The organism is Maritalea sp., assembly GCF_047634455.1.
In the GTDB taxonomy this organism is placed as follows: domain Bacteria; phylum Pseudomonadota; class Alphaproteobacteria; order Rhizobiales; family Devosiaceae; genus Maritalea.
In genome coordinates, this window is sequence record NZ_JBLIAI010000036.1 from 1 (window position 1) to 25,997 (window position 25,997).

Annotated in this window: 23 protein-coding genes; 10 read left to right on the forward strand and 13 right to left on the reverse strand. The window is 50.2% G+C overall.

The window, feature by feature from the left end; all coding sequences use genetic code 11:
• The first annotated feature begins 39 nt into the window (after positions 1 to 39).
• Positions 40 to 981 (forward strand): glutathione S-transferase family protein, encoded by a 942-nt coding sequence (locus tag ACJAZW_RS10130; protein ID WP_415157712.1) that lies wholly within the window; start codon positions 40 to 42, stop codon positions 979 to 981.
• A 1-nt stretch (position 982) separates the two neighbouring features.
• On the opposite strand, the gene ACJAZW_RS10135 is transcribed toward ACJAZW_RS10130, so the two are convergent.
• Complete coding sequence (locus tag ACJAZW_RS10135; protein WP_415157670.1) at positions 983 to 1,465, reverse strand: NUDIX domain-containing protein; 483 nt, start codon at positions 1,463 to 1,465, stop codon at positions 983 to 985.
• 124 nt (positions 1,466 to 1,589) lie between these two features.
• Between ACJAZW_RS10135 and ACJAZW_RS10140 the strand changes: the two genes are divergently transcribed.
• From ACJAZW_RS10140 to ACJAZW_RS10160, 5 genes are all read left to right on the forward strand, one after another.
• Positions 1,590 to 2,480, forward strand: coding sequence for a metallophosphoesterase family protein (locus tag ACJAZW_RS10140; protein WP_415157672.1), 891 nt, complete (start codon positions 1,590 to 1,592; stop codon positions 2,478 to 2,480).
• A 69-nt stretch (positions 2,481 to 2,549) separates the two neighbouring features.
• Positions 2,550 to 3,887, forward strand: a complete 1,338-nt coding sequence (locus ACJAZW_RS10145; RefSeq protein ID WP_415157674.1) for a hypothetical protein — start codon at positions 2,550 to 2,552, stop codon at positions 3,885 to 3,887.
• Positions 3,877 to 5,160: a UDP-N-acetylmuramoyl-L-alanine--D-glutamate ligase gene (murD, locus tag ACJAZW_RS10150; RefSeq protein WP_415157676.1), complete on the forward strand. Its 1,284-nt coding sequence runs from the start codon at positions 3,877 to 3,879 to the stop codon at positions 5,158 to 5,160. The genes ACJAZW_RS10145 and murD overlap by 11 nt, the downstream gene beginning before the upstream one ends.
• 398 nt (positions 5,161 to 5,558) lie before the next feature.
• On the forward strand, positions 5,559 to 5,699 hold the full coding sequence (locus ACJAZW_RS10155) for a hypothetical protein (protein WP_415157678.1): 141 nt from the start codon (positions 5,559 to 5,561) through the stop codon (positions 5,697 to 5,699).
• A gap of 19 nt (positions 5,700 to 5,718) precedes the next feature.
• A complete protein-coding gene (locus ACJAZW_RS10160; protein WP_415157680.1) occupies positions 5,719 to 5,850 on the forward strand; it encodes a hypothetical protein in 132 nt (43 codons plus the stop codon).
• Between the two features lie 168 nt (positions 5,851 to 6,018).
• On the opposite strand, the gene mce is transcribed toward ACJAZW_RS10160, so the two are convergent.
• The 7 genes from mce to ACJAZW_RS10195 form a co-directional block, all read right to left on the reverse strand.
• A complete protein-coding gene (gene mce / locus ACJAZW_RS10165) occupies positions 6,019 to 6,429 on the reverse strand; it encodes a methylmalonyl-CoA epimerase (protein WP_415157682.1) in 411 nt (136 codons plus the stop codon).
• Positions 6,426 to 8,570: a methylmalonyl-CoA mutase gene (gene scpA, locus ACJAZW_RS10170; RefSeq protein WP_415157684.1), complete on the reverse strand. Its 2,145-nt coding sequence runs from the start codon at positions 8,568 to 8,570 to the stop codon at positions 6,426 to 6,428. The genes mce and scpA overlap by 4 nt, the downstream gene beginning before the upstream one ends.
• 52 nt (positions 8,571 to 8,622) lie before the next feature.
• Complete coding sequence (locus tag ACJAZW_RS10175) at positions 8,623 to 9,867, reverse strand: hypothetical protein (protein WP_415157686.1); 1,245 nt, start codon at positions 9,865 to 9,867, stop codon at positions 8,623 to 8,625.
• Between the two features lie 89 nt (positions 9,868 to 9,956).
• On the reverse strand, positions 9,957 to 11,963 hold the full coding sequence (locus ACJAZW_RS10180) for an acetyl-CoA carboxylase biotin carboxylase subunit (RefSeq protein WP_415157688.1): 2,007 nt from the start codon (positions 11,961 to 11,963) through the stop codon (positions 9,957 to 9,959).
• A gap of 10 nt (positions 11,964 to 11,973) precedes the next feature.
• Positions 11,974 to 12,357: a RidA family protein gene (locus ACJAZW_RS10185; RefSeq protein ID WP_415157714.1), complete on the reverse strand. Its 384-nt coding sequence runs from the start codon at positions 12,355 to 12,357 to the stop codon at positions 11,974 to 11,976.
• A gap of 13 nt (positions 12,358 to 12,370) precedes the next feature.
• Entirely contained in the window at positions 12,371 to 13,279 is a 909-nt protein-coding gene (locus tag ACJAZW_RS10190; RefSeq protein ID WP_415157690.1) for a hypothetical protein, read from the reverse strand.
• 12 nt (positions 13,280 to 13,291) lie between these two features.
• Entirely contained in the window at positions 13,292 to 14,824 is a 1,533-nt protein-coding gene (locus ACJAZW_RS10195) for an acyl-CoA carboxylase subunit beta (protein WP_415157692.1), read from the reverse strand.
• Between the two features lie 364 nt (positions 14,825 to 15,188).
• Here ACJAZW_RS10195 and ACJAZW_RS10200 point away from each other — a divergent pair, with 364 nt between their 5' ends.
• The gene (locus tag ACJAZW_RS10200; RefSeq protein WP_415157694.1) at positions 15,189 to 16,604 is read left to right on the forward strand and encodes a helix-turn-helix domain-containing protein; all 1,416 of its coding nucleotides are present in this window, start codon (positions 15,189 to 15,191) and stop codon (positions 16,602 to 16,604) included.
• 47 nt (positions 16,605 to 16,651) lie between these two features.
• On the forward strand, positions 16,652 to 17,716 hold the full coding sequence (locus ACJAZW_RS10205) for a hypothetical protein (RefSeq protein WP_415157696.1): 1,065 nt from the start codon (positions 16,652 to 16,654) through the stop codon (positions 17,714 to 17,716).
• Between the two features lie 125 nt (positions 17,717 to 17,841).
• On the opposite strand, the gene ACJAZW_RS10210 is transcribed toward ACJAZW_RS10205, so the two are convergent.
• Positions 17,842 to 18,051 carry a hypothetical protein gene (locus tag ACJAZW_RS10210; RefSeq protein ID WP_415157698.1) on the reverse strand — a complete coding sequence of 70 codons (210 nt, stop codon included), beginning with the start codon at positions 18,049 to 18,051 and terminating at the stop codon, positions 17,842 to 17,844.
• Between the two features lie 70 nt (positions 18,052 to 18,121).
• Complete coding sequence (locus ACJAZW_RS10215; RefSeq protein WP_415157700.1) at positions 18,122 to 18,325, reverse strand: hypothetical protein; 204 nt, start codon at positions 18,323 to 18,325, stop codon at positions 18,122 to 18,124.
• A gap of 268 nt (positions 18,326 to 18,593) precedes the next feature.
• On the opposite strand from ACJAZW_RS10215, the gene ACJAZW_RS10220 reads away from it, so the two are divergent.
• Complete coding sequence (locus ACJAZW_RS10220) at positions 18,594 to 19,241, forward strand: YitT family protein (protein ID WP_415157702.1); 648 nt, start codon at positions 18,594 to 18,596, stop codon at positions 19,239 to 19,241.
• Positions 19,242 to 19,246: 5 nt separating this feature from the next.
• Here ACJAZW_RS10220 and ACJAZW_RS10225 read toward each other — a convergent pair whose 3' ends face one another.
• The 3 genes from ACJAZW_RS10225 to ACJAZW_RS10235 all read right to left on the reverse strand — a co-directional run bounded on the left by ACJAZW_RS10225 (position 19,247) and on the right by ACJAZW_RS10235 (position 24,295).
• Complete coding sequence (locus ACJAZW_RS10225) at positions 19,247 to 21,970, reverse strand: ATP-binding protein (RefSeq protein ID WP_415157704.1); 2,724 nt, start codon at positions 21,968 to 21,970, stop codon at positions 19,247 to 19,249.
• A gap of 252 nt (positions 21,971 to 22,222) precedes the next feature.
• Entirely contained in the window at positions 22,223 to 22,600 is a 378-nt protein-coding gene (locus tag ACJAZW_RS10230; protein WP_415157706.1) for a response regulator transcription factor, read from the reverse strand.
• A 57-nt stretch (positions 22,601 to 22,657) separates the two neighbouring features.
• A complete protein-coding gene (locus ACJAZW_RS10235; protein ID WP_415157708.1) occupies positions 22,658 to 24,295 on the reverse strand; it encodes a helix-turn-helix domain-containing protein in 1,638 nt (545 codons plus the stop codon).
• 201 nt (positions 24,296 to 24,496) lie between these two features.
• On the opposite strand from ACJAZW_RS10235, the gene ACJAZW_RS10240 reads away from it, so the two are divergent.
• Positions 24,497 to 25,843 (forward strand): substrate-binding protein, encoded by a 1,347-nt coding sequence (locus tag ACJAZW_RS10240; protein WP_415157710.1) that lies wholly within the window; start codon positions 24,497 to 24,499, stop codon positions 25,841 to 25,843.
• Positions 25,844 to 25,997: the final 154 nt, after the last annotated feature.

Genomic DNA, 25,997 nt, shown 5'->3' on the forward strand with positions numbered 1-25,997 from the left:
TATGTTTGCCGCTTGAACAGTAGCGTAAAGGTATTTTCAATGGGTATGTTGGTCGACGGTCTTTGGACCAATCAATGGTATGACACCAAATCAACAGGCGGCCGTTTCAAACGGTCTGAAGCTAGGTTTCGCAATTTTGTCACCAAAGATGGAACAGCCGGACCAACGGGTGTTGGTGGATTTCAGGCCGCAGCAGACCGCTATCACCTTTATGTATCGCACGCTTGCCCTTGGGCCCACCGCACCATGATCTTTCGCGCGCTGAAAGGGTTGCAGGACCTAATTTCAGTATCGGTCGTTGACGCAAAAATGCCAGATCAACATGGCTGGACAATTCCCAAAGGCGAAGACCCGATCAATGATGCAAAAACCATGTGGCAGGTCTATGTGGCGGCTGACAAAGACTATACCGGGCGGGTAACCGTGCCTGTATTGTGGGACAAGAAACAAAACACAATTGTTTCGAACGAAAGCTCAGAGATCATCCGGATGTTCAATTCTGAGTTTAATCACCTGACCCGCAACGCGTTGGATTTTTACCCCGAACATCTGCGCGCCGCTATCGACCCGATCAATGAACGCATTTATGGCAGCATCAATAATGGTGTCTATAAAACCGGTTTTGCCACCACCCAAGAAGCCTATGACGAAGCGGTGACTGACCTATTTGACAGCCTTGACTGGGTTGAACAATTGTTGTCCCAAAACCCATATTTGGCTGGCGATACGCTCACGGAAGCCGATTGGCGTTTGTTCACCACCTTGGTGCGGTTCGACCCGGTCTATGTCGGCCATTTCAAATGCAACATTCGCCGGATCGCTGATTACCCCAATATTTCGCGCTTGGTCGCTGAACTAAGCGCCACCCCCGGTGTGCGAGAAACAATCAATATGGAGCACATCAAAATGCATTATTATTGGTCGCACACCTCGATCAATCCACATCGCATCGTGCCGATGGGGCCAGCGTTGGCGGGATAATTCACCAGATTTCGTCAATTGCGACACCGTCGAAATACTCGCCAATACGGCGGCGCGTGGCATCGGTCGTATCCGGTGGTAAATCGTTAGTCGCGAACCAGCCCATTTCAGCTATCTCCGCATTTGGCGCAAATGGCCGCGCTTGAGAAAACTCTTTGAAGACGAACAGTGCCACATGGTCACGGCGGGAGGCTTCAATATTGTGATAAACGGACAAAAGACGCCCGCGATCTTCAACTTCGTAACCGGCCTCTTCAAATAGTTCCTTTTTTGCGGTCGCCAACGCGCTATCGCCAACTTCAACACCGCCGCCAGGGAATGTCCACCCCGCCGCGTAGGTGTGTTTGATCAAAAGAACTTTTTTGCCGTCGACCAACATCGCCCGCGCGCCAAAAGTGGTTCGCCGCCAAAACCCCATGACAAACAAGAACATCCGCGTGCGAAATTGTTCAAAAACGGGATTATTAAGAATGCGGTTGAACATATTTACTGACTTAAGGCTCCAAAGTTAAGACTATGCTTACACAAAAACGAGGTGGTGCCTTTTTTTCTCCTTAGCTTATGTACATAGTGCGCCGCACATTGAGTAGCCAGACGAAAAACCATAAATGACAAAAGTCGCCCACATCTCAGATGTCCACCTTGGACCCCTGCCACGCATTTCACCTTTTGAATTGATGAACAAGCGCCTCACTGGCTACGCGAACTGGAAATTGTCGCGCCATACCGGCATGTCCGAAGGGTTGTTGGCCGAGCTGACTGACCATTTGAAGCTGCAAAAACCAGAACTGGTTGCCATTTCAGGTGACCTTGTAAACCTTGCTTTGCCAACAGAGTTTGAGCGCGCCCGCCAATGGCTTGAAGCGCTTGGCACCAGCCAACAGGTCGCGGTCATTCCGGGCAATCACGATGCCTATGTCAGAACCGGCTTGCAAGACGCAGTCGCTAAATGGGGCGACTATATGAAAGGCAACACCCTTTCCGATCATCAATTTCCCTATTGGCGACAAGAAGGCTGTGTTGCTTTGATCGGCTGCTCAAGCGCCATCGCAACTCCGCCATTTTTCGCCCACGGTGCATTTGATGAAGCCCAAGCAGAACGCCTGATTGAAATCTTGAAATTGACCAAACAAGCAGGTCTTTATCGGATCGTTATGATCCACCATCCGCCACATGATGACGTAAAACAAATCTGGCGGCGCGGGCTCAAGGGCCGAGATCTGTTTCGTAAGGTCATCAAGGACCAAGGGGCAGAGTTGATTCTGCACGGCCACCTGCACCGCTCAATGATCCATCCAATGAACGGCCCCACAGGGGATATTCCACTGATCGGCATTGCGTCAGCCGCTGCGGGAAATGGGGGCAAATACCCACCTGCCCGATACAATCTTTTCGATGTACAAAAGGTGGGCAATAGATTCGAATGCCAAATGTCCGAATTTGGATTTCAACGCATCGGTGATGGCATAACCAAACGCTTAGAAATGATGTTAGACTAAGCAAACTTACGTTTGAAAATCATATACTTAGAGTTAAACGAACACTATAGAATCCACAAAAAGTGACCCATGACCGATTTTTTGATTGAACGACCCGAATTCAACATTGAAACAGGCGAAGTGAATTGCCACTATCGTTTGGGTGAACACTTTTTCACCGAAAAACTGGAGTTAGGCGTAGGCTTTGATACCGACGCTGCAAAGTCTGAAAGTTTTGCACGCGCGCTTGATCTCGCGGCGGCAATTCTGGGCGTAAGCTATTTCAAACTTCGCGCACCAAAATCTATTGACGCAACAGCTCTAAAACTAACCCAAGCGGCGCAAAATCTGGTGCGCGATGTTTATGAAAACGGTTTGGGTGAATTTTACGCGCGCAACAATCTCGAGCGCTTCGGGCAAATCCAATATCATTTCCGTTCAGCACAAAATAGCGCCGCACTCGCGCCCCAAATCGCGGACGCACTTGTTTTGGTGGGCGGCGGCAAAGATTCGCTTTTGTCGGTCAACCTGATGGAACATGCGAGCTTGTCTTTCACCCCGTTTGCGGTCAATCCAAAAGGGCCGATCATTTCTTCAATTGAACGGATTGAAAAACAACCCTTCTATGTCCGACGCCATCTTGATCAAAAAATGCTGAAGCTGAATACCGAGCCAGGCTATTTCAACGGCCACGTCCCCTCCACCGCAATCAACTCGATCATCGCGTCGCTGATCGCTATTCTGTACGACAAGAGCGACATCATTCTTTCGAACGAGCGTTCCGCGAGCGAGGGAAACCTTCAGTTTGATGGCCGCGAAGTTAATCACCAACATTCCAAAAGTTTTGCATTCGAACAGCTATTTGCAGCAGCATTAAACAGCATTGTTGGCGATGCAATTCGCTACTTCTCCTTGCTGCGCCCCTTCTCAGAAATCAACATTGCGGAACTCTTCCTGCGGTCGACAAAGTTCGACGGCGCTTTTTCAAGTTGCAATGAGAATTTCAAACAAGATGCGATCGGCCCGGCAAAATGGTGCACAAACTGCCCAAAATGCCATTTTGTATCGCTGATATTTGCGCCGTTCATTTCGCCAGAACGGCTCACCGCCATCATCGGCACCAACGTTTTGAATAACCCTGATAAGCTCGACCCGATGCGCGAACTAGCGGGGCTTACTGGTCACAAACCTTGGGAATGTGTCGGCGAAATATTGGAAGCTGCTGCCGCGCTGTGGCAACTGTCCGAACAGGATGCATGGCGGGATACGATTGTCGTGAAAACCCTCGCGCCAGAATTGGAAGCATTTTACGGCACAGCCAAATTGTCCGCAGTTTGGTCACAGTTGATGACGCCAAGTGCTCAGCATGCTATCCCTCCCCATATCTATAATTCGATCCAGACAAAAGAGCTTGGCAATGCAAATTGATGGCGCAGTTGTTCTTTATGGCGCGGGCCGTGAATCGCGGTCGACAAGACAATTCCTGAGTGAAGTGGCACCAAAAACCAAAGCCTATGTCACAGTGGATAGCGGCGATGCCGACATCGAGAACTGCACCCAAATCACCGCATTAGAATTGCGCACACTTATCGACAAAAATGCAATTGGCCTAATGGTGCGTTCTGCTGGCGTATCCATTTACAAGCCTGAATTGGTTGCCGCAAAAAATGCTGGCATCAAAATTACCACCAATATCAACTTGTGGGCCAAGTATCGGCGTGGCAATGCCAAAGTTGTCGCCGTCACTGGCACAAAAGGCAAAAGCACCACAGTCAAACTTACAGAAACCATGCTCAAATGCGCTGGCTTGGACGCGCGCTTGGGCGGCAATTTCGGCGTTGCGCCGCTTGACCTGGATGGCCACGATATCATTGTGATGGAACTATCGTCCTATCAGGTGGCAGACTTGCAATTGCAGCCGGACTTTGTTGGGTTCACCAACCTATTCCCAGAGCATGTGGATTGGCACGGCAGTCTTGAGCAATATTACCACGACAAAATGAACCTGCTGCGCCGCGATGAGCGCTATGGTTATGCACTTGGCGCACAGGCCGCTGTGAACCAAAAAGTTCAGGCCAATCTGCCCAAATATGCCAACGAGCTGCCCGCGCCATCCGCTGAAATGGTCGCAGCACTGCACGGCACCATGCGCCAATCAAAACTCAAAGGCCCACACAATGCCGACAACATGATGATCGCCGCCAAACTGGCGCTCGGCCTCGGTGCAAGCGAAGACGCAATCCTTGAAGGACTTAAAAGCTTCGCGCCCCCTGCACACCGATTAGAGGAACATCAAATTGGCGCGCTCACAATTGTTGATGATTCAATTTCAACAACGCCAGAAGCCACCAAAGCTGCATTGGCCACCTATCCAGACACGCGTATAGGGCTAATCGTTGGTGGTTTTGATCGAGAACAAGACTATCACGACCTCGCCCAAGAAATCCGCACCTCGTCGGTTACAACCATTGCCTGCCTTCCAAATACTGGGCATCGACTGGCCGAAGCGATTGAAGAATTGGGGATTGATGTGGACATGATAGAGGCTGAAGACCTGGCACAAGCCATGCGCGAACTCGTTAAACGCCGCGATCAGTTCGACACGTTGATCTTGTCCCCGGCGGCACCGTCCTACAACCAATTTCGCGACTATGTGGAGCGCGGCGACAAATTTGTGGAATTGGCGAAAACCCTCTTTTAGCTGCGTTTAAACCGCTGCCCAACTTTGAAATCCAGTGCACAATTCAGACCAAACAACTCATATGTTGGGTCTATGATGATTTGTTTAGGAGGGCGCACCAATTGCCCATCTATGCTCAAAATCCACACCAATTGTTAGACCCCGTTCTAATTCCAATAAAATACCTTTATCTTTCAGTATGTTAATCAACTGTTTAGACTAACAGGCATCCAAGGCGAATATATTTCAGATATTTTAACCAAACTTGCGACTTGTACTTCCGTTAACAGACTAAATTTAAAAGGTTTTTTCGATTTTCTAAATCTTTACCTAGTTTATTTGGAGATTGAAAATCGGCGCAGTTCACAATGTCCCCAATGAGCTGCACGAAGCAGTTCAAGTTTGAGGAGGTTGAGACGATGGCAGTATTTCTTTTGGCGATTTCCGCTGTGCTTGTTGTTTACGCGTACCGCCAACCAGCTGGCGTTGCAGTCGTGAAAATAAAGCGAGAAGCCCGCCGACAGAACACAACCTCACTCAATCGCAACAAATTCGAATAAGTTAACGGGGATAAGAATTATGAAAACTCTAGCAGCAACTACTTTGGCATTTATGTTGGTAACAGCCGGTTTGGCATTAGACCTTTCCGTCAATACACCGAACGCCACAATGATTGAACAAACACCAGTTCAATTCAGCACAATTTATTAAGCGCTTGCGCCCGGCATTTCCTCCCTTAATGAAAGCCGGGCTGTCTTTCCCAGGTGCTTAAGCGGCGGACAAAAATCTGAATAGATATTTTGTTCGGCCAGAATTGGAGAACTGAATTGTTTGTGAGAGCAGCGTAAAGCCTCGGCCAGAAATGTGCCGGGGCTTTAGCTATTTTGGCAGCTCTTCCAACTCGATCAACGTACCGTCAAAATCCTTTGGATGCAGGAAAAGCACGGGCAGTCCATGCGCACCGATTTTCGGCTCCCCGTCTCCCAACACCCGCGCGCCCGCATTGCTCAGCTTTTTGGCCGCGGCGCGAATATCGTCAACCTCAAAACACATATGGTGTATGCCGCCGGATGGGTTTTTTGCTAAAAATCCAGCAATTGGCGACCCCTCACCCAACGGATGAAGCAGTTCAACCTTGGTGTTTTCAAGCAACACAAATACAACCGTCACGCCGTGTTCTGGCAAATCCTGCGGTGCTGAAACCTCTGCCCCCAGCATGTCGCGATATTTTGCGGTTGCCGCACCAAGATCAGGAACAGCAATCGCCACATGGTTGAGTTTTCCGATCATTCTTGGTTCCTCAACTTGCCCTCAATACGGCTGATGACAGCGTTTGCCGCATCAAGCACATTGGTGCCTGGGCCAAAAATATCAGCGACCCCGGCGTCCCGTAGCGCTTGGTAATCTTGCTCTGGGATTACGCCGCCTGCAAAAACAGAAATGTGGCCAGCGCCGTTTTCACGCAATATATCAATGAGTTCCGGGATCAGCGTTTTATGTCCAGCAGCCAGTGACGACGCACCAATGCTATCCACTTTCAGCGCGATTGCTTTTTTTGCCGTTTCAACGGGCGTTTCAAACAAATCCCCAATATGCACGTCAAAGCCCATATCAGCGAACGCGGTGGCGATCACTTTGGCGCCCCGGTCATGCCCATCTTGACCCATTTTGCCAATATAGATCGAAGGTTTGCGCGACTGATCAACACCAAATTCCGCAATGCGCGACTGGATCGCTTTATATTCTGGATCATCACCATATTGATGATCATAAACCCCTGAAATCACTTTTGTGGACGGCTTGTGGCGGTCAAACACTTCTTCCATCGCGTCGGAAATTTCGCCAAGTGTTGCCCGGGCGCGCGCAGCATCAATGGCCGCCGCCAGCAAATTGCCCTGCCCCGTGCGCGCCACTTCGCGCAACACATCCAAAGTGTTTTGCCATTTTGCCGGATCACGGGTTTCGCGGATTTTCTTGATCGAAGCTATCTGCTCGAGCCGCACAGCCTTATTGTCGATATCCATGATATCAAGATCATCTTCTTGGTCCAACCGATAGCGGTTGACCCCAACAATGACGTCTTCGCCCTTATCAACCCGCGTTTGCCGGATTGCGGCAGCGCGCTCAATCTCAAGCTTTGGCGTCCCCTCTTGCACGGCTTTGGTCATGCCGCCTTGCGCTTCGATTTCTTTGATCACCGCGCCAGCTTTGGCCACCATGTCGGCGGTTAAGCGCTCGACATAATAAGAACCACCGAGCGGATCGACCACATCGGTCACCCGCGTTTCGTGCTGCAAGATCAGCTGCGTGTTCCGCGCGATACGCGACGATGTTTCAGTCGGCAGCGCAATCGCTTCATCAAACGAATTGGTGTGCAAGCTCTGTGTACCACCCAAAACCGAAGCCATCGCTTCGTAAGCGGTACGCACCACATTGTTATAAGGGTCTTGCTCGGTCAGCGACACGCCAGAGGTTTGGCAGTGGGTTCGAAGCATCATCGAACGCGGGTTCTTTGCGCCCAAATCGCGCATAATGTCGGCCCAGAGGGTGCGGGCGGCGCGAAGCTTACAAACTTCAGAAAAGAAATTCATGCCAATGCCAAAGAAGAACGACAAGCGCCCCGCAAAGGCATCTATGTCCAGCCCTTTTGCTTGCGCCGCGCGCACATATTCAATGCCATCCGCCAGCGTATAGGCAAGCTCCTGCGTAGCGGTCGCGCCTGCTTCATGCATATGATAGCCAGAGATCGAAATCGAATTATATTTCGGCATAAATTCAGCCGTGTGCGCAATAATATCCGCGATAATCCGCATCGATGGTTTGGGCGGATAAATGAAAGTATTGCGCACCATGAATTCTTTGAGAATATCGTTTTGAATGGTGCCAGAAAGTTTGTCTTGGCTCACGCCCTGCTCTTCTGCGGCAACAACAAACATCGCCAAAACAGGGATCACCGCCCCGTTCATGGTCATAGAAACTGACATTTCGTCGAGCGGAATGCCGCCAAACAAAACCTTCATGTCCTCAACGCTGTCGATAGCAACGCCTGCTTTGCCCACGTCGCCGGTCACGCGCTCATGGTCACTATCGTAACCCCGGTGTGTTGCCAAATCGAACGCAACGGACAGGCCTTTTTGACCCTTTTCGAGCGCCTGACGGTAAAACTTGTTGCTTTCTGTCGCGGTGGAAAACCCGGCATATTGCCGGATCGTCCAAGGCCGGTTGGCATACATGGTTGCCCGCACGCCTCGCGTAAACGGCGCTTCACCCGGCATCGCATCGGCGGCACTTTGCGGCACATCTTCAGCAAAATAGACGGGCTTTACGTCCACTTCGCCATATTGGGTTTCAAGGTCAGAGGGTTCTTTACCACGCAATTCACCCGCGGCGATGCCCTGCCATTTGGCGTATGTATCGGATTTGATGCTCATTCGTCTTCAAACTCCATGATTGCAACATGTTCGCAACCGTCCGCAATGCAGATCAGTCGCGAAATTCCTCTTTTGCCGGTATGCGACCAAAGGCAATTTTAGCGCCAGTATAGGGCGCGATCTCACAAGGTCGCTCACCATAAATAATTGTATCCTGCCCATGCAGCTGATTGAGACCGTCAACAATCGCGCATAATTTCTCGCGCTTAGTTTGGGCACCAAGTGCGGTTCTGGTTACAAAAAGGTCTCCTGTGTAATGCTGACTATCCGCCAGACCGCCCAGCATCACACTTACAGATATGGGTTTTTTGAGGGACAACTTGCCCCACATGATGCCAAACTGCTTCAACAAATAAAAACTGTCTTGTGTATGAACCAGCCTACTCTGCATTGAGCGTCGGCCAGTTTGTGCACATTTTACTGAGACATATAGATAGGAAGCAAATTGCTTAGAACGACGCAACCGTGTTGCTGCCTTGATCAATAGCCGTCGCGCCACCAAACGTGCGCCATCTGGCGTACGATTTTTCGGTGACAGAATTTGCCCATGCCCCAGTGAATGTGACGAGGTTTGGACTTGGGGTACATCCTGCCCCTGCAAGGCTAAAATGAACCGCTCTCCATTTACCGAATGCCATACTTTGCGCGCATATTTAGGGGACATGGCGTATAGCTGTTCAATATTCTGGATTTTAGCAGCCTGTAACCGCCGCGCCATGCTTTTACCAATGCCAGGAATATCCTTTAAAGCGAGATTGGAAATCTTTTGCGGCATTACATCTGGGGTCAACCAATCAAGCCCAGCAGGCTTCTTCAATTCGCCAGCTAACTTGGCCAATAATAGGCTCGGACCTAGCCCAATCGAGCAACGTAATGCCACCCCTGCATGGCTGTAAATACTGGCACGAATATCCTCAGCCAGTTTTTTAGCCCGCTCCAGTTCGCGATCCATTCCGGTCAACTTACAAGAAAATTCGTCTACTGAATGTGTGCCATCTACAGGATAAATTCGGTCAACCGCGCGCTTGATCTTATGGTGATAATCCACATACACATCATGCCGTGCCGCCCGAAACTGAATATCAGGGGCCATCTGCCGCGCTTCATCCATTCGCGAACCCATACCAATGCCCAGCCGTTTCGCCTCATAGCTGGCGGCAATGCAAATCGCGTTTTTCCGCGCAATGGTGATAATACCAACAGGCTTACCACGCAATGAAGGGTCTTCCTGCTGCTCCACACTGGCAAAATAGCTATTCATATCAACATAGATATAATTGACCAAAATTTTGTTCATGCCACGCCTCCAATGAGAACATAACAAGAACAAATTACGCCAGCAAGCAGCAACTGAAAAATTGATCAAATATGGCGACAGAGCAAAGGTCACTCGTCTTCAAACTCCATGATCACTTCATCCACCGCCAGCACAGAACCAATGCCAGCCGATATTGATTTTACCCGCGCTTTCTTTTCAGAGCGCAGCACATTTTCCATTTTCATGGCTTCAACAATGGCCAGCGCTTGCCCGTCTTCAACGATGTCACCCTCGGCTACCTCAATACGCACCACCTGGCCCGGCATTGGGCAGAGGAGATATTTACTCATATCCGGTGGCAGTTTGATCGGCATATGCACCATCAAATCAGCGACGCCCGGCAATAATACCTGCACTTTAAGGTCCGCACCGCGATAGCGCATTTTGAACCCATATGAGGTGCGCGCCACTTGCACGATCATGTTCTTCTCATCGCCCACGCGGCCTTTAGCCAGCGTATCGCCCGGCTTCCAGTCCGTTTGAATGCGGATCAAAGTTTCGAAATTTTCCTCGCGCCCCTGGCAAATCACAGCATCTTTTTGCACTTCAAAATCGAACCGATCTTCACCAATAATCACACTGCGCTGATTGCCATTTTGCGCCAAATCCAGCGTCGTCGCCACCGCAAAACCACGTCCCTCAATTTGGTGCGCCATGTGCGCGGCCAATCCGGCCAACAGTTTCAACGCGGCTTTTGGCAATTCAACGCCTTGGAACCCATCTGGGAATTCTTCGGCAATATAGCCAGTGGTCAAACGACCTTCCTTAAACCGCTCCTGCTCCATCACCGCAGCAAGGAACGGAATATTGTGGCCAATGCCTTCAAGTTCGAACCCATCAAGCGCATCAGACATGGCCTCAATCGCGGTCAAACGATCTGGCGCCCATGTGCACAATTTGGCGATCATCGGATCATAGAAGGTCGAAATTTCGCCCCCCTCAAACACCCCAGTGTCGTTGCGCACAATCAATTCGTCGGTGACAATTTCAGACGGCGGGCGATAACGTGTCAAACGGCCAATGGAGGGGAGGAAATTGCGATAGGGATCCTCGGCATAAAGCCGGGACTCAATTGCCCACCCATTGAGCGTGACCTCATTTTGGCCGAAAGCAAGCTTCTCGCCCGCCGCTACGCGGAGCATTTGCTCCACAAGATCAATCCCTGTGATCATTTCGGTAACAGGATGTTCCACCTGCAGCCGTGTATTCATCTCAAGGAAATAGAAATTTCTGTCACCATCAACGATGAATTCCACCGTGCCAGCACTCGTGTAACCAACCGCCTGCGCCAACGCACAAGACTGTTCGCCCATTTTTTTGCGGGTTTCTTCATCCAAAAACGGTGACGGCGCTTCTTCGATGACTTTTTGGTTGCGGCGCTGAATGGAGCATTCGCGCTCACCCAAATAAACGCAATTACCGTGACTATCGGCCAGCACCTGAATTTCAATGTGGCGCGGGTCGGTCACGAATTTCTCGATGAAAATCCGATCATCGCCAAAGCTTGATGCAGCTTCTGATTTGGAGCGGTCAAACCCCTCGCGTGCCTCAGCATCATTCCATGCAATCCGCATGCCTTTACCGCCACCGCCAGCTGACGCCTTGATCATCACCGGATAGCCAACCTTGTTGGCGATCTTCACCGCGTCTTCAGCGTCTTCAATCAACCCCATATGCCCAGGAACTGTTGAAACATTCGCTTCAGCCGCAATTTTTTTGGAGGTGATTTTATCGCCCATCGCTTCAATGGCTTTGGTTGGCGGGCCGATAAACACAATGTCATTCTGCTTCAACGCTTCGCAGAACTTAGCGTTTTCGCTCAAAAATCCGTAACCCGGATGCACCGCTTCGGCGCCTGTTTCCTTACACGCTTTGATAATCTGATCCGCGAGCAAATAACTTTCAGCCGCTGGCGATCCACCAATGTGCACAGCTTCGTCCGCCATTTCCACATGCAGCGCCTCACGGTCCGCATCTGAATAAACAGCAACTGTTTTGATGCCCATTTTCTTGGCAGTTTTAATCACCCGGCAAGCGATTTCGCCCCGGTTAGCAATTAGGATTTTTGAGAACATTTTCTATTTCCTATTCTGCGTCAGGCCGACGGCACACAAAATCTATTTCCACCAGCGCTTCAAGCGCCAAACCCGTCACCCCAATGGTCGTGCGCGCAGGGCGACGATCTTGCGGAAAAAACGACTGATAAGTCTCATTAAACTGCGCATAGTCGCCATAAAAATCCGTCAAATAACACCGCGCCATCATCACGTGGCTTAGGTCCAAACCGATACCCGCCAAAACAATCTTGAGGTTTTCCATCACGCGAACAGTTTGCGCCTCGATGCCCCCTGGCAAAGGCGCGTCCGGCGCATTTGGGTCAGTCGGCATTTGCCCAGTGACAAAAATCCAACCGTTTGCTTCCGTAGCGTGCGAGAATGGGGCCACTGGCCGTGGACCATCTGAAATCATATGAAAAAGTGGATCAGTCATTTGTTGTTCCTTTTTCGGCTGAAGTTGCGTCATTTTCAGACAATTGCAGCCCCGAGCTTGCCTTTAAAAACTGAATTCCCAGCGGTGACAGATAATATGTCTTTGCAATAGCGATATGAGGGTCATCGCCCGAAATGAAAAATTTTAACTGCCCATCAGCCTCCTTAATCAATCCAGCTAACTTAAGGTGTTCGACAACGTGAACAGAACTGTACTCTTCAAAATCTGGCAACTGCCAAGAATGAAACTTGTCTTTCAAATGCCAGATGGGGCTTCCACTAGTACCAACTTCAATTCCAACTATCTTCAGTCCCGGAGCGTTCGCGCTTTTTACTTCATATAGAATTTCTTCATCGTCAACGCCGCTAAATGTTAAGGGCTCACGCGTACTCAAGAATACTTCGTTCCAACTTCCCGCAAGATTCCCGATCTTAGCAAAATCAAATGTACCCAATTCTTCATCAAATTCAGCGAGCCACTTAAGAAACTCAACGTGGCGAATATCAAACTCTTCCAAGGTCCTTCTAAACATATGATGTGTTGGAGAAAGATAGGTGGAGGCCGATACAATTAGTCCTGCCCACATAGATGAAAGTTCTTCATCTTCCAGTTCCTCAAGAGAGGCCGCTTCAATTGTTGGGATTAAGAATTTGGGCGGCGGAATGCTGCCTGCGTCCAACCCTTGCTTTACGGCAATTTCCTTTACTACTTTGAAAGTCTGTATCGCTCGAATTTGTCGGTTCGCGCGAACCTGATCCCCCCAAGTACCTAGCGCCTCAGTTATTGGACTAAAAATGTCGCCAAAGGCGCCACCGGTTTGTTGAGCAACATCGCCCTCGACCGCAAGTTTCGCTCCCTTATCACCTGCCTCCAGTGATATTTTGTCCTTGTTGCCGCTCATTTGTTGTTCCCCCTACAACGGAATGTTGTCGTGCTTTTTCTTGGGCATCGACTGTTGTTTATTCTTAAGCGTTTCAAATGCCCGCGCCACGCGGCGGCGGGTGTTGTGGGGCATAATCACATCATCGATAAAGCCGCGCTCGGCTGCCACAAATGGGTTGGCGAAACGGTCTTCATAATCTTTGGTGCGCTTGGCAATTTTTTCGGCGTCGCCAAGTTCAGCACGATAGAGAATTTCGGTGGCACCTTTTGCGCCCATCACGGCGATTTCAGCGGTGGGCCACGCGTAGTTTACATCGGCACGGATGTGCTTGGAGGCCATAACGTCATATGCGCCGCCATAGGCTTTTCGGGTGATCACGGTGACTTTGGGCACTGTCGCCTCAGCATAGGCGAACAGGAGTTTGGCGCCATGTTTAATGATGCCGCCATACTCCTGCGCGGTCCCAGGGAGGAAACCAGGCACGTCAACTAAAGTCAAAATCGGGATGTTAAACGCATCACAAAAGCGCACGAACCGCGCCGCTTTTTTGGATGAGTTAATGTCCAAACACCCGGCCAGCACCATCGGCTGGTTGGCCACAACCCCCACGGATTGGCCGTTTATCCGAATAAACCCGGTCAATATGTTGCCCGCATGTTCGGCTTGAAGTTCCAAAAAATCGCCCTCGTCGGCAATTTTTAAGATCACCTCTTTCATATCATATGGTTTGTTGGCGCTGTCCGGGATGATCGTATCAAGGCTCATGTCCGGGCGGTTGACCACGTCATTTACATCGACTTTTGGGGCTTTCTCGTTTGCGTTGAGCGGCAAATAGTCCACCAATCGCCGCACTTCCAAAAGCGTTTCAACATCATTCTCAAACGACGCATCCGCAACAGAAGATATTTTGCAGTGTGTTGATGCTCCGCCCAATTCTTCTTGGGTCACGGTTTCGTTGGTCACGGTTTTCACCACATCAGGACCGGTCACAAACATGTAGCTTGTGTCTTTCACCATATAGATGAAATCGGTCATCGCGGGTGAATACACCGCGCCGCCAGCGCATGGGCCCATGATCACCGAAATTTGCGGCACCGCGCCCGACGCCATGACGTTGCGCAAGAACACATCAGCATAACCACCCAGCGAAGCCACACCCTCTTGAATACGCGCGCCGCCACTATCGTTGAGACCGATCACCGGCGCGCCGTTTTGCACCGCCAAATCCATGATTTTGCAAATCTTTTGCGCATGGGTTTCGGAGAGTGAGCCGCCAAAAACCGTGAAATCTTGCGAAAACACATAGACCATGCGGCCATTGACTGTGCCCCAGCCGGTGACCACGCCATCGCCGGGGATGATGTTTTCTTCCATCCCGAAATCAGTGCAGCGATGGGTGACAAACATGTCATATTCTTCAAAACTGCCCGGATCGAGCAACACGTCGAGGCGCTCACGCGCGGTTAGCTTGCCCTTGCCATGCTGCGTATCAATTCGACGTTGACCGCCACCCAAACGGGCCTCGCCGCGCTTTTGTTCCAGCTGCTCAATAATCTCGTGCATGAGGTGCTCCGCGTTTCAATTTGATTTGTACCTTGGAGCCTAGCTGATCGAAACGGCTCTGCGAAGGGTTGAAAAGGTGTACAAGAACACTGTATTCACATTGTTAATTGTAAAACTGTGAATTTTGTGAAATTATACCCCTACTGCCTCACGTGCCGCATCACCATTTGCATGACGGGCTAAATCCGCCCTATGCAAATGGCGGGCACTCCGGCGGGGCGCGCGAAAAGTCGCGCGGGGTCCTCGCTATGCTCGTCCGTCTTGTCCTAGCAAGCTCTGAGCAAGTGAGGGAAACCCAATCGGCGGGGGTGCCGGGGAAGCGAACGCAGTTCGCGACGGCGGCGCGAAACAAGGAGGTGAGATAATGGCACAGCGGAAAATTTTTGCAGGCATCAAACTGCGCGCCTTACGTGAAACCCACAAACTCACCCAAGCGGAGTTTGCCAATCGCCTCGACATTTCCACCAGCTATGTGAACCAACTGGAAAACAACCAGCGCCCGGTCACCGCCTCAATTATGCTCGGGTTGGCTGAAACGTTCAACGTAGATGTCACCACCCTGCTTGCCGACAAATCTGATCGCTTGATCGTCGATCTCAAAGAAATCTTCGCGGACCCGATTTTCGCCGATGCGCCGCCAGGCCTGCAAGAGCTGAAGAACCTTGCCACCAACACACCAGATGCGGCCCACGCCTTTTTGCGGCTTTACGAAGCCTATCGCAAATCAAACGAACGGATGGCAGGCGTTGATGATGTGTTGATGCGCGAGCAGTCCGGCAATCTGCAAACCTCATATGAAGAAGTGCGCGACTTCTTCCACTATGCAGACAATTATGTGGACGAGTTGGACCGCGCCGCCGAAGAACTGGCAAGTGAAGCCGCTTTAAACCACCACCAAAAGCTTGAACGCCTTGTTGCCTATTGCGCCGAAGTGCACGAACTGGGTGTTGAATTTGTGCTGCCCAATAAACGCGACATGATCCGCCAGTTCGACCGCACCCGCCGGATTATCCGCATCAATGCAACGCTAGAAAAACCGACGCAATTCTTCCAGCTGGCCAATCAATTAGCATTGCTCGAGCAAGCAAGTCTGATCAATGACATCTTGGAAAAGGCAAACTTTAAACGCCCCGAGGCCCGCGCCATTTGCCGCATCGGTTTGGGCAATTATTTCGCTGGCGCTTTGTTGATGCCCTACACTGCGTTCCTCAAAGAAGCAGAAATCGTGCGCTACGATATTGAAGTACTGGGCAATCGTTTTGGCGCGAGCTTGGAGCAAGTGGCGCACCGGCTTTCTACCTTGCAACGACCCCAGCACCGGGGCATTCCCTTCTTTTTCGCCCGGGTTGACCAAGCCGGCACCATCACCAAACGCCACTCGGCCACGGCCCTGCAATTCGCCCGTTTTGGTGGCGCGTGTCCCTTGTGGAACGTGCATCGCGCGTTTGAATTCCCAACCGAAATTACCCGCCAACGCGCGGAAACCCCAGACGGCAAACGCTATTTGTGTTTGGCGTGGATCAACGAAAAGCGCAGCGGCGGCTTCCGGCAGCCAACCCGGCGATATGCCTATGCGTTGGGGTGCGAAATCACCCACGCCGATAAGCTGATCTATTCTGAGGACTTGGACATTTCCAACACCGCAGCGTTTGACCCTATCGGCATTTCGTGTCGCATATGCGAACGCAAAAACTGCACGCAACGCTCGGTGCCGCCTATCGTCGCTGAAATTTCTATCACGCCAGATGAGCGTTCCATCGTGCCTTATGAGATTGTTTAGAATCATGCATAGTTGTGGGGAAATCAGCAGTACTGGCGTGAAAGTGAATGACTGAACAAAAGGTGTGTTTTGTAATCGGCGCAGGGGCCAGCAAGTCGGCGGGGTTTCCGCTGGGACCAGACCTTGCAAAATCTATACAAACGCTATTCCTTACTCACAGAGATTTTGACATAATCAATCAATACAGCCTCGTTGATCGCGACTTCACACGTGCGCTACTTCCACTCAGCGAAGAATTCAGCAAAAAAGAGCTAGAAAATGCCAGCATTGAGTTAGTGCACGCGCTAGATCAAGGGGAGTCTATTGACAGAATTCTTCATGTGAATAGCGAAAATCCGGCCATGGTTAGGCTCGGAAAATTAGCAATCACTTACTGTATCCTCAATGCTGAGTTTAGAAGCACCCTCAAAATACCGCCAGGGAATATCTACAATCGCTTGGATTTCAACGCAGCAGGAAACAGTTGGTACAGAAAACTTTGGCAACTAATTTTTTACAAATATAGCGCAGACGAACTTTTAGAAAGGGCGAAGCAGCTTAAATTTGTTGTCTTCAACTACGATCGTTGCATTGAACATTACTTGTATGAGTCCTTTAAGAACTGTTATCCGTCCAAGCGAGAACTTGCCTATCAATTCATATCTAACATTGAGTTCATTCATCCTTATGGGCAAGTTGGCGCGCTGCCATACGATGAAGCGAACAAAGATACTGAAAGCCAAATAATTGGGTTCGGGCAAGAGGTTCATTCTAGTCGTTACGCTGCGCTTTCTGCAGGAATTAGAGTCTACACCGAAGGGGTAGATCCTGGCAGCGGAACATTCGAAACAATTCAAAAAACGATAGAGGCAACTGACAAACTGGTAGTATTAGGTTTCGGTTTTATGGACCTCAATCTAAAAATTCTCAAACCTTCCCGCAGGTCAAACCACATTGGCCCACGGAAGATATTTGCGACAGCATTCCGAGAATACGACTTCAATAAAAACTGGATCGAACAGCAGCTAAATCAGATCGTAAGACCAGATTTCGAAAGTTACATATTTGTAGACAACACCGCTGACTGCCTTGCGCTGTTGACAAATTATTCAAACGGGATCGCTGACAACTAGCGTACTGCGGTTGAGCGCTCAATCGTACCTTATGAGATTGTATAGACACAAAAAACCCTTCTCAAAACTGAGAAGGGAAATAAGGGCGCAAAAGGTGCCAAATCTAAATTGAAGACGCGTTTGACTTACACTTCCCGGTCAATCACTTGCCCTTGTCCTTTATTCACAGGCGCTTTGACCTGCTCGCGCTGCTCTTGCTGTGCGTAAATTTCTTGTTTGGCATTTTCAGCAGCAACCTCCCGCTTTTGATCATTTCGCGTCACATCCAACTGGGCTTTGACCGGACTTGGTCTCTCAAATGCCGGGCTTGCGGCCACACTTGCTACTGCACTCATTTTTCTTCCCTCCTACGGGTTACTATTCTGCCGCAAATCTTGGCGCGACCGTCGCTACTCGTCTTGTTTTCTAAACTGCAATATCAACCAAAGTGCCAGAGCCTTGTGCGGGCGAAAGCCGTAGTTCTTCAACCACTTGTTGCAACGCTGAAATTTTTGCAGCATTCGCTGCTTCAACAGCCTGCAGCTTCGCTTTGGCGATTGTCAGTTTGACTTGATCCTCTAATGGTTGGGTCACGGAATACCCGCCACCAACACCTGAAAGCGCACTCATGACGCTTCTCCTAAAACATAGAAACACGAGGCAACCCTATCAAACTCAGAATAAGTCCACGTTAGAATGATCGTTCAAATTGCACCGAGTTTTGCAAGAAATTGGCAACGCCATTTGGGCGAACGCTCGCGAACTCAGCTGCTGCAATCTCACCCGTTTGGCCAACAAACAAAATACGCCACTGGCAGCCGCGCCCAAACCTCTTGCCAAACACGCCCATTGCCGTTAGCCATCCAGCATAACGCGTTTAGACAATGGAAATTGGCACATGGTAGATCCAGCAAAAGACACGCAACATAAGTGGCATGAAGATTTGATCGCGATTGTCACCGGCACATTGTTGGTTGCGCTTGGCGTCACCATGTACAAACACACATTACTGGGGACCGGCGGCATCAATGGGCTAGCACTCTTGATAAACTACGTCACGCCGTGGGGTTTTGGTGTGATTTTCTTTGTGCTCAACTTGCCCTTTTACTGGCTTGCCTGGAAAAGGCTCGGCCCATCTTTCGCCATCAAAACATTTGCCGCGGTTGCGCTTGTGTCCTTGCTGGTGCAGGTCACGCCAACTTGGATCAGTTTTGATACCCTAAACCCATATTTTGCGACCATAATTGGCGGCATTCTGATGGGCACCGGACTGTTGATCCTGTTCCGTCATAAATCAGGGCTTGGCGGCGTCAATATTTTGGCTGTGTTCTTGCAAGAAACCTACGGCATTCGCGCCGGTTATTTACAAATGGGCATCGACTTAGCAATTCTGGTTGGTGCATTTTTTGTGCTGCCCTTTGACAAAGTATTACTCTCAATTGTCGGGGCGCTGGTGCTAAATTTGGTGATCGCCATGAATTTCCGGCCGGGCCGCTATGTTGGATTTTCCGGGGCGTTCGTCGCAGAAAAACACACCTCGAAATAACAAAACTACTCGGCAGCTTTTGTGCCTTGCGAAAGCGGCAAGCTCACCCTAAAGCACGCGCCTTCGCCGCTACCACGCACCAGGTCAAGCTTGCCATTCATATGGCTGACAATTTGCGAACTAATGGCCAACCCCAAACCTGAACCGGTTTGCGCGTTGGACACACCGCGGTGCCCGCGTGTGAATTTGGTGAACACACGCTTGCGTTCTTTTGGCGCAATGCCCGGACCATTATCCTGAAATTCAACCACAAGCCGCTTTCCCATTGGCTTCATGCTCACCTCAACATAGGGATCATCGCTATCATTATATTTCACAGCATTGGATATTAGATTGATAAACACCTGACACAAGCGGTCCCCATTGGCGTCAACAATGGGCGGATCAATTTCTGTCCCAATGCGGATTTCAATGCCAGAAGACTTTGCCAGTGGCTCACAAACCGAAGCGGCGCGATGAAGTATCTTGGTCACATCAACGGGCGCATTTGCCCAGGTTTTCTCACCACGTTCTAATGCACTTAAATCCAAAATCTCGTCCAGCAACAATGTCAGCCGCAAACTCTCGGTGTGAATGGTGGACAAAAAGCGCTGCCGCTCCTCGCTCGTGACCCCATTGGGGTCCAACAATATCTCAGAGAATGAACGGATTGACGTCATCGGCGTGCGAACTTCGTGGCTGACTTGACTCAAAAACTCGTCTTTTTCTTGATCCAATTCCCGAAGTTTTTCGTTGGCATATTGTAGCTTATCAGCGGTGAGCTTCAGCTCTTCAGATTTTTGTTCCAATTGCTGCGAATATTCAATCACCTGTTGGGTTTCATCCGCAATCTGCATCACTTCTTGCAAAGAAATATTGTCTCCAGAAACAACTTGCGACAGCATCACATGCGCCGACGCCGCACCAATTGAGCCTGCAAGTTCTTTTTCCAAATGGGCAATAAATTCCGGGGTTGGTTCAAACTGCGCGCGCGTCCCCACTTCGTTTTTCACATAGCGATCAAAAACCGCCGTCGCCCGCTCTGCCCCCAGCACACGTTGCGCCACAAAAAACAAATCGTTTGCCGCAGCAGAAGACCGCATGAACCGCGTCTCTGTGCCCGGCATCCGGCGGAACGCATCCACAAATAATGTGCTTTGGATCCGCTCCAACGCCGATTGATTGGTGGACAGTGAAACCAGGACCAACAGCCCGGCATTTGCCAACAAGCTCCAAAACACTGAATGAACGAGCGGGTCTGTTCCCTCCAAACCAAACAAAGCTTCGGGGCGCAAAAACTGAATGCCATATGGTCCATTAGCAACCCAATCGGCAACCATGCCGCCTGTCTCTGCAAAGCTGGGTAAAAATAGCGTATATGCCCAAACTGAGAAACCAACAAAAAGCCCCACACCGGCCCCTTTAGAGGTCGCGTCACGCCAATAAAGCGCCGCGATAATAGACGGTAAAAATTGGGCAACTCCGGAAAACGAAATCAAACCAATCCTGGCCAGCGCACCTGAGCCGTTGGTCAACCAGAAATACAAAAACCCAAGCGCCAACACCGCACAAATTGAAATACGCCGACTGTTCAGCAGCAAATTGGTCACCCCCTGCCCATCGCCTGAATCCGCAATCCAAGGGGTGCGAAGCGCAATCGGCATCACAATGTGGTTGCTGACCATGATGGAAAGCGCAATCGAGGCAATGATGATCATCGACGTTGCGGATGAAAACCCGCCAATGAACGCAAACAGCGCAAGCGTCTCCTGGCCATACGCAAGCGGCAACGTCAAAACAAACATGTCCGGGTCGGTACCGGCGGGCAACAAACTCAACCCCGCAATCGCAATGGGCAACGTGAACACGCTCATGCCGAGCAAATAAAGTGGAAATGCCCAACTTGCAGTGCGCAAATGGTTTTCGTTTGAATTTTCGACAACCGTAATTTGAAATTGGCGCGGCAAACAGATGATCGCTGCCGCTGAAAGGATCATTATGGTCACCCAACGGGTTCCAAAATCACCATTTTCATAAATATTGACCCCAACACTTTCGGCCCGCGAAAAAATTTCAGCAAAACCGCCGCCGATACCGAACACGACGAAAATGCCGACAGACAACAACGCAACCAGCTTCACGATCGCTTCAAACGCAATCGCTGCCACCACTCCATGATGCTGCTCTTTTGCGTCAACATTTCGCGTGCCGAAAAGGATGGTAAAAATCGCCATGCCAAACGCCACCCCCAACGCCAAGCGGTTATCGTCAGTTCGGTCGCCAACACTTGCCAAAATGCTATCCGATGAAATGACTGAAAGGCTGGTGGTGATCGCCTTGAGCTGAAGCGCTATATAGGGCGTCGTGCCAATCACCGCGATCAGTGTCACCAGCACGGCCAAACGATTGCTTTTGCCAAACCGCGATGAAATTAAATCGGCAACCGATGTAATGCGTTGGTTACGGCCAATCCGCACCAATTTACGCAACCCAAACCACCACCCGACAAACACCAGAGTGGGTCCCAAATATATGGCAAAAAATTCCAACCCATTACGCGCAGCGGACCCAACAGCGCCGTAAAATGTCCAGCTGGTACAATAAACAGAAATGGCCAATGTGTAGACAAGCGGCGACCGCAAGAAATGCCCGCGATTACCTTCTGCCCATCGCTCAGAAAAATAGGCAAGGGCAAACAACAAAATCACATAGCCAACGGCGATCAGAATGACGAGATTAGCAGGAATCATCGTCGGCCATCCGACTTGCTTTTGATTTTATCTGAATCAGTTTCCACTCGGGGCAACCCACGGGTCAAAACAAATGACGCAACAATCAAAAACAACCATACAAAAAACATGTAAGCCACGATCAATGGAAATCCAAAGACGCTGACTTTCACGTCAAACAATATGACGATGGGTGGCAATACCAAAATGGCCCCTAAAACGGGGAGAAAAAAAGCGAACCCTTCATGACGCTTTCGACCGGCCATTAATCCCTCAAGCGGCTGCTTGCTCCATGAGTTGACGCACGGCCTCTACCACTTCGCTGTTAGAGTACGGCTTTGTGACAAAACCATTTGCACCCAATTCCTCAGCGATCCGACGATCCTGCTGTTGCCCTTTTGCTGTGAGCATGAGAACGGGCAAATCCTTTGTACTTTGCTGCGCCCGCAAATGTTTGAGCACCTCAAAACCAGATTTCTTTGGCAACATGACATCGAGCACCAAAACTTTCGGGTTGAGTTCTCCAACAGCAATTATCGCGGCGTCACCATCGGTCACCGCGCTGATATTCCAGCCTGCTCTACTGAGAATAAAGTCAAGCGAATCAAGGATGCTTGGTTCATCCTCGACGATCAAAATGTCTACAGACACGTATTTTCCTCCCGTGCGCTGGCATGTTTCCCTCTTGCCAACATCAACCGCCACACCTTATGCATTTTTATCCGCATCGCCAACATCGAACTTTGTGCTAACGAGCGGCGTTCGCACAGAATGCATTGAATCAACGCTGGCCAGCACCTCCTCTTGTCGATGTTCACAATCCCGACGAATACACATATGGCACGTCGGCCCAACAGGCACATCCAGTGCTGCATTTTCGAGTTGAAGTCCTTCCCCATAAACAGTTTTGTCAGCGTAAAGAATGTCACATGCGAGCATAACAGACGTATAAAACGGTGCCTGACTGTATGCGGCAGCGCGTTTGGACGTTGATTTCGCAAAAAACAAATAGCGTGAACCATCTGGATAGGTCACCACTTGGCGGACCACATCATTCGGACGCCTAAATGCGCCATAAATTGCCCATAACGGGCAGGCATGCCCCGCATTTGGCAATTGAAGCCCTGGCAGCGGAAACTGTTTGGTCAACCGCCCCGCCGGGTCAGACCGCAAAAAGCCAAACGGGATGCCTTCATGCCCCGGTGCACGTAAGGTCACAAGGCGATGCGCCACCTGCTCAAAACTGGCGGTGTATTTTTGGCTCAAGAAGTCAATGTCATATTTGCTTTCGATCGCGTCACGCAAAAAGTCGGCATAGGGCAGACTAATCGCCCCCGCCAAATATGACCCTAAAGCCCGGTAGGCCAGTCGGCGCGAATTTGCAGACGTCAGCCGTTTGTCATCGGTCAGCTGCATGAGCAATTCAAGGCCGGACAATTCGGCGTAAAGCCGCGACAGTTGAAACTGGCGCGTTGACATGGTGCAATTGCCCTGAAACCACATCAGCTTTTGCTCTTTGTTGTAACGATATTGCCCCGGCAACTCGTCAGTCTGGGCCTGCACCTGTCCGGCACGTTCAACTGTCACCCCAAATTTGTGTTTTAAGGCAAGGTCAAGACTTGCCTCTGCATACCCACCAAACGCCAACACTTCATTTCGCAAGCTAATGCCGAGCTCCTCAAGCGATGCAAAATGGTTCCGCTCATCAATAATGAGATCATCCACTTCACGCATTGGGGAGACAGAATGATGCTCAACGGTTTCACGTTCAAATTCACCAATCAGCGTTTGGGCCACATCCGATAACGTTCGGCTGTCGCGAGACAATGACGCATGAAACCTTTTGCGTTGCCCGCCTTCAAGATCAGGCACGTCCACCAAGATCTCAGCGGCTGAGCGCACAGCCGTAATTTGGCTCAACATCTGATGCAACAACTCGGAAAATAACGGGTCGGATCGCAGCCGATTTGACATCGCCCGGGCTTCCGCACGGGCATCCAAAAACCCGCGATATATTCGAAACAGTGCAGCACCAGCATCGGGATTGGTCGCCACCAGATTTCGAGCATCTTCTGGGCCCAAACTTAGCGATTCGAGCATCGGGTCAGCGAACACTTCCTCAAGGTCATTGATCAAGCGCTGCTCTCGATCACCAGTAAGAACCTCCAACTCGACGTTAAGAAGCGCCGCGATTCGCTGTAACAGCGTGCCCCCGACATCGCGTTTATTGGCTTCAATCAAGTTCAAATAAGACGGTGAAATACCCACCATCTTCGCAAAACCAGATTGCGAGAAATGAAGTGTTTTCCTCAGGTTGCGGATTTTTAACCCGATTGGCGAACGCATTTTTTTAACCTCTTCAGAAATTTCTTTCTAACCGTCTTGTAAAGTTGTTTACAATAAGTTACAAGAAATTGTCGTGTTTTTGACAAAATTATTGTTATATTACAACGTACTATTGCATGAGTTTTCATTTTTACACTATTATTATGGCGATGTGTAGCGTCGATCGACACGGCGCCCATCAACCCAAAAGGAGGAGAATTTATGAGCGAACGTAAAGACGGTCCTAGCCGTCGTAAGGTTCTCAAAGGTGCCGCAGCCGGTCTTGTTACTGCAGGTGTAGCGCCAACAATTTTAACGAGCACGGCTTTTGGCCAGTCTTACCGCAACGAACCGACTGGTGACACGGTAACGCTTGGTTTCAACGTGCCCCAAACTGGCGCGTATGCCGATGAAGGCGCGGACGAACTTCGCGCTTACGAACTTGCTGTCGAGCACCTAAATGGTGAAGGCGACGGCGGCATGCTCAACACAATGCAGCCATCTTCGCTTAACGGCACTGGCATTTTGGGCAAAAAAGTTGCCTATGTTACTGGTGACACCCAAACAAAATCTGACGCAGCCCGCGCATCCGCTAAACGGATGATTGAAAAAGACGGCGCACTGATGATTACTGGTGGTTCGTCTTCTGGTGTGGCGGTTGCTGTTCAGGGCCTATGTCAGGAAATGGGCACCATCTTTATGGCTGGCTTGACCCACTCAAACGACACAACGGGTAAAGACAAGCGTCGCTATGGCTTTAGGCACTTCTTTAACGCCTACATGTCTGGTGCAGCTCTTGGCCCAGTTTTGGCTGCAGAGTACGGCACAGACCGTCGTGCTTATCACCTCACAGCTGATTATACTTGGGGTTGGACACAAGAAGAATCCATGCGCAATGCAACAGAAGCATTGGGTTGGGAAACTGCCGAAGCTGTTAAAACACCAGTGGGCGCAGGCGACTTCTCGCAGTATATCACACCAGTTCTCAATTCAGGCGCTGACGTTCTGATCTTGAACCACTACGGTCGTGACATGGTGAACTCTTTGACCCAAGCTATCCAGTTTGGTCTAAAGGATCGCCAATCAAACGGCAAAGATTTCCAAATTGTTGTTCCATTGTTCTCACGTCTAATGGCGCAAGGTGCTGGTGAAAACATCAAAGGCATTTTGGGTTCAGCAAACTGGAACTGGTCACTACAAGACGCTGGTTCACAAGCATTTGTGAAATCATTCGGCGCCAAGTACGGCTTCCCACCATCAATGGCTGCACACACATGTTACGTACAAGCTCTGCTTTATGCGGATGCATGTGAGCGCGCTGGTACCTTCTACCCAGTAGAAGTGATCAAGGCACTTGAAGGGCACAAATTCGACGGCATGGGCAATGGTGCAACTGAGTACCGTGCTGAAGATCACCAATGCTTTAAAGACGTATTGGTTGTGCGTGGTAACGAAAACCCAACATCTCAGTTCGATTTGCTCAATGTGGTTCAACAAGTTCCACGTGCGCAAGTGGAATATGATGCCTCAATCTTTGGCGGCGAATTGGGTCCTTACGAAGTTAGTTAAGTATACAATTTGGTGCCGGGGTGGTTCACTACCCCGGTATCGGCGGTTCTAACTATCTACAACCGCGAATGTTTGCAGCCAAACACGCTGCTTGGGAGGAATGATGGACGCGATATTTTTGCAGTTTTTGAACGGGCTGGACAAAGGTGGCGCC

Excerpts from the sequence above, each read along its gene's own strand:
- ACJAZW_RS10130 (WP_415157712.1), top strand. The coding sequence starts at position 40 with ATGGGTATGTTGGTCGACGGTCTTTGGACCAATCAATGGTATGACACC.
- ACJAZW_RS10135 (WP_415157670.1), bottom strand. The coding sequence starts at position 1,465 with ATGTTCAACCGCATTCTTAATAATCCCGTTTTTGAACAATTTCGCACG.
- ACJAZW_RS10140 (WP_415157672.1), top strand. The coding sequence starts at position 1,590 with ATGACAAAAGTCGCCCACATCTCAGATGTCCACCTTGGACCCCTGCCA.
- ACJAZW_RS10145 (WP_415157674.1), top strand. The coding sequence starts at position 2,550 with ATGACCGATTTTTTGATTGAACGACCCGAATTCAACATTGAAACAGGC.
- murD (WP_415157676.1), top strand. The coding sequence starts at position 3,877 with ATGCAAATTGATGGCGCAGTTGTTCTTTATGGCGCGGGCCGTGAATCG.
- ACJAZW_RS10155 (WP_415157678.1), top strand. The coding sequence starts at position 5,559 with ATGGCAGTATTTCTTTTGGCGATTTCCGCTGTGCTTGTTGTTTACGCG.
- ACJAZW_RS10160 (WP_415157680.1), top strand. The coding sequence starts at position 5,719 with ATGAAAACTCTAGCAGCAACTACTTTGGCATTTATGTTGGTAACAGCC.
- mce (WP_415157682.1), bottom strand. The coding sequence starts at position 6,429 with ATGATCGGAAAACTCAACCATGTGGCGATTGCTGTTCCTGATCTTGGT.
- scpA (WP_415157684.1), bottom strand. The coding sequence starts at position 8,570 with ATGAGCATCAAATCCGATACATACGCCAAATGGCAGGGCATCGCCGCG.
- ACJAZW_RS10175 (WP_415157686.1), bottom strand. The coding sequence starts at position 9,867 with ATGAACAAAATTTTGGTCAATTATATCTATGTTGATATGAATAGCTAT.
- ACJAZW_RS10180 (WP_415157688.1), bottom strand. The coding sequence starts at position 11,963 with ATGTTCTCAAAAATCCTAATTGCTAACCGGGGCGAAATCGCTTGCCGG.
- ACJAZW_RS10185 (WP_415157714.1), bottom strand. The coding sequence starts at position 12,357 with ATGATTTCAGATGGTCCACGGCCAGTGGCCCCATTCTCGCACGCTACG.
- ACJAZW_RS10190 (WP_415157690.1), bottom strand. The coding sequence starts at position 13,279 with ATGAGCGGCAACAAGGACAAAATATCACTGGAGGCAGGTGATAAGGGA.
- ACJAZW_RS10195 (WP_415157692.1), bottom strand. The coding sequence starts at position 14,824 with ATGCACGAGATTATTGAGCAGCTGGAACAAAAGCGCGGCGAGGCCCGT.
- ACJAZW_RS10200 (WP_415157694.1), top strand. The coding sequence starts at position 15,189 with ATGGCACAGCGGAAAATTTTTGCAGGCATCAAACTGCGCGCCTTACGT.
- ACJAZW_RS10205 (WP_415157696.1), top strand. The coding sequence starts at position 16,652 with ATGACTGAACAAAAGGTGTGTTTTGTAATCGGCGCAGGGGCCAGCAAG.
- ACJAZW_RS10210 (WP_415157698.1), bottom strand. The coding sequence starts at position 18,051 with ATGAGTGCAGTAGCAAGTGTGGCCGCAAGCCCGGCATTTGAGAGACCA.
- ACJAZW_RS10215 (WP_415157700.1), bottom strand. The coding sequence starts at position 18,325 with ATGAGTGCGCTTTCAGGTGTTGGTGGCGGGTATTCCGTGACCCAACCA.
- ACJAZW_RS10220 (WP_415157702.1), top strand. The coding sequence starts at position 18,594 with ATGGTAGATCCAGCAAAAGACACGCAACATAAGTGGCATGAAGATTTG.
- ACJAZW_RS10225 (WP_415157704.1), bottom strand. The coding sequence starts at position 21,970 with ATGATTCCTGCTAATCTCGTCATTCTGATCGCCGTTGGCTATGTGATT.
- ACJAZW_RS10235 (WP_415157708.1), bottom strand. The coding sequence starts at position 24,295 with ATGCGTTCGCCAATCGGGTTAAAAATCCGCAACCTGAGGAAAACACTT.
- ACJAZW_RS10240 (WP_415157710.1), top strand. The coding sequence starts at position 24,497 with ATGAGCGAACGTAAAGACGGTCCTAGCCGTCGTAAGGTTCTCAAAGGT.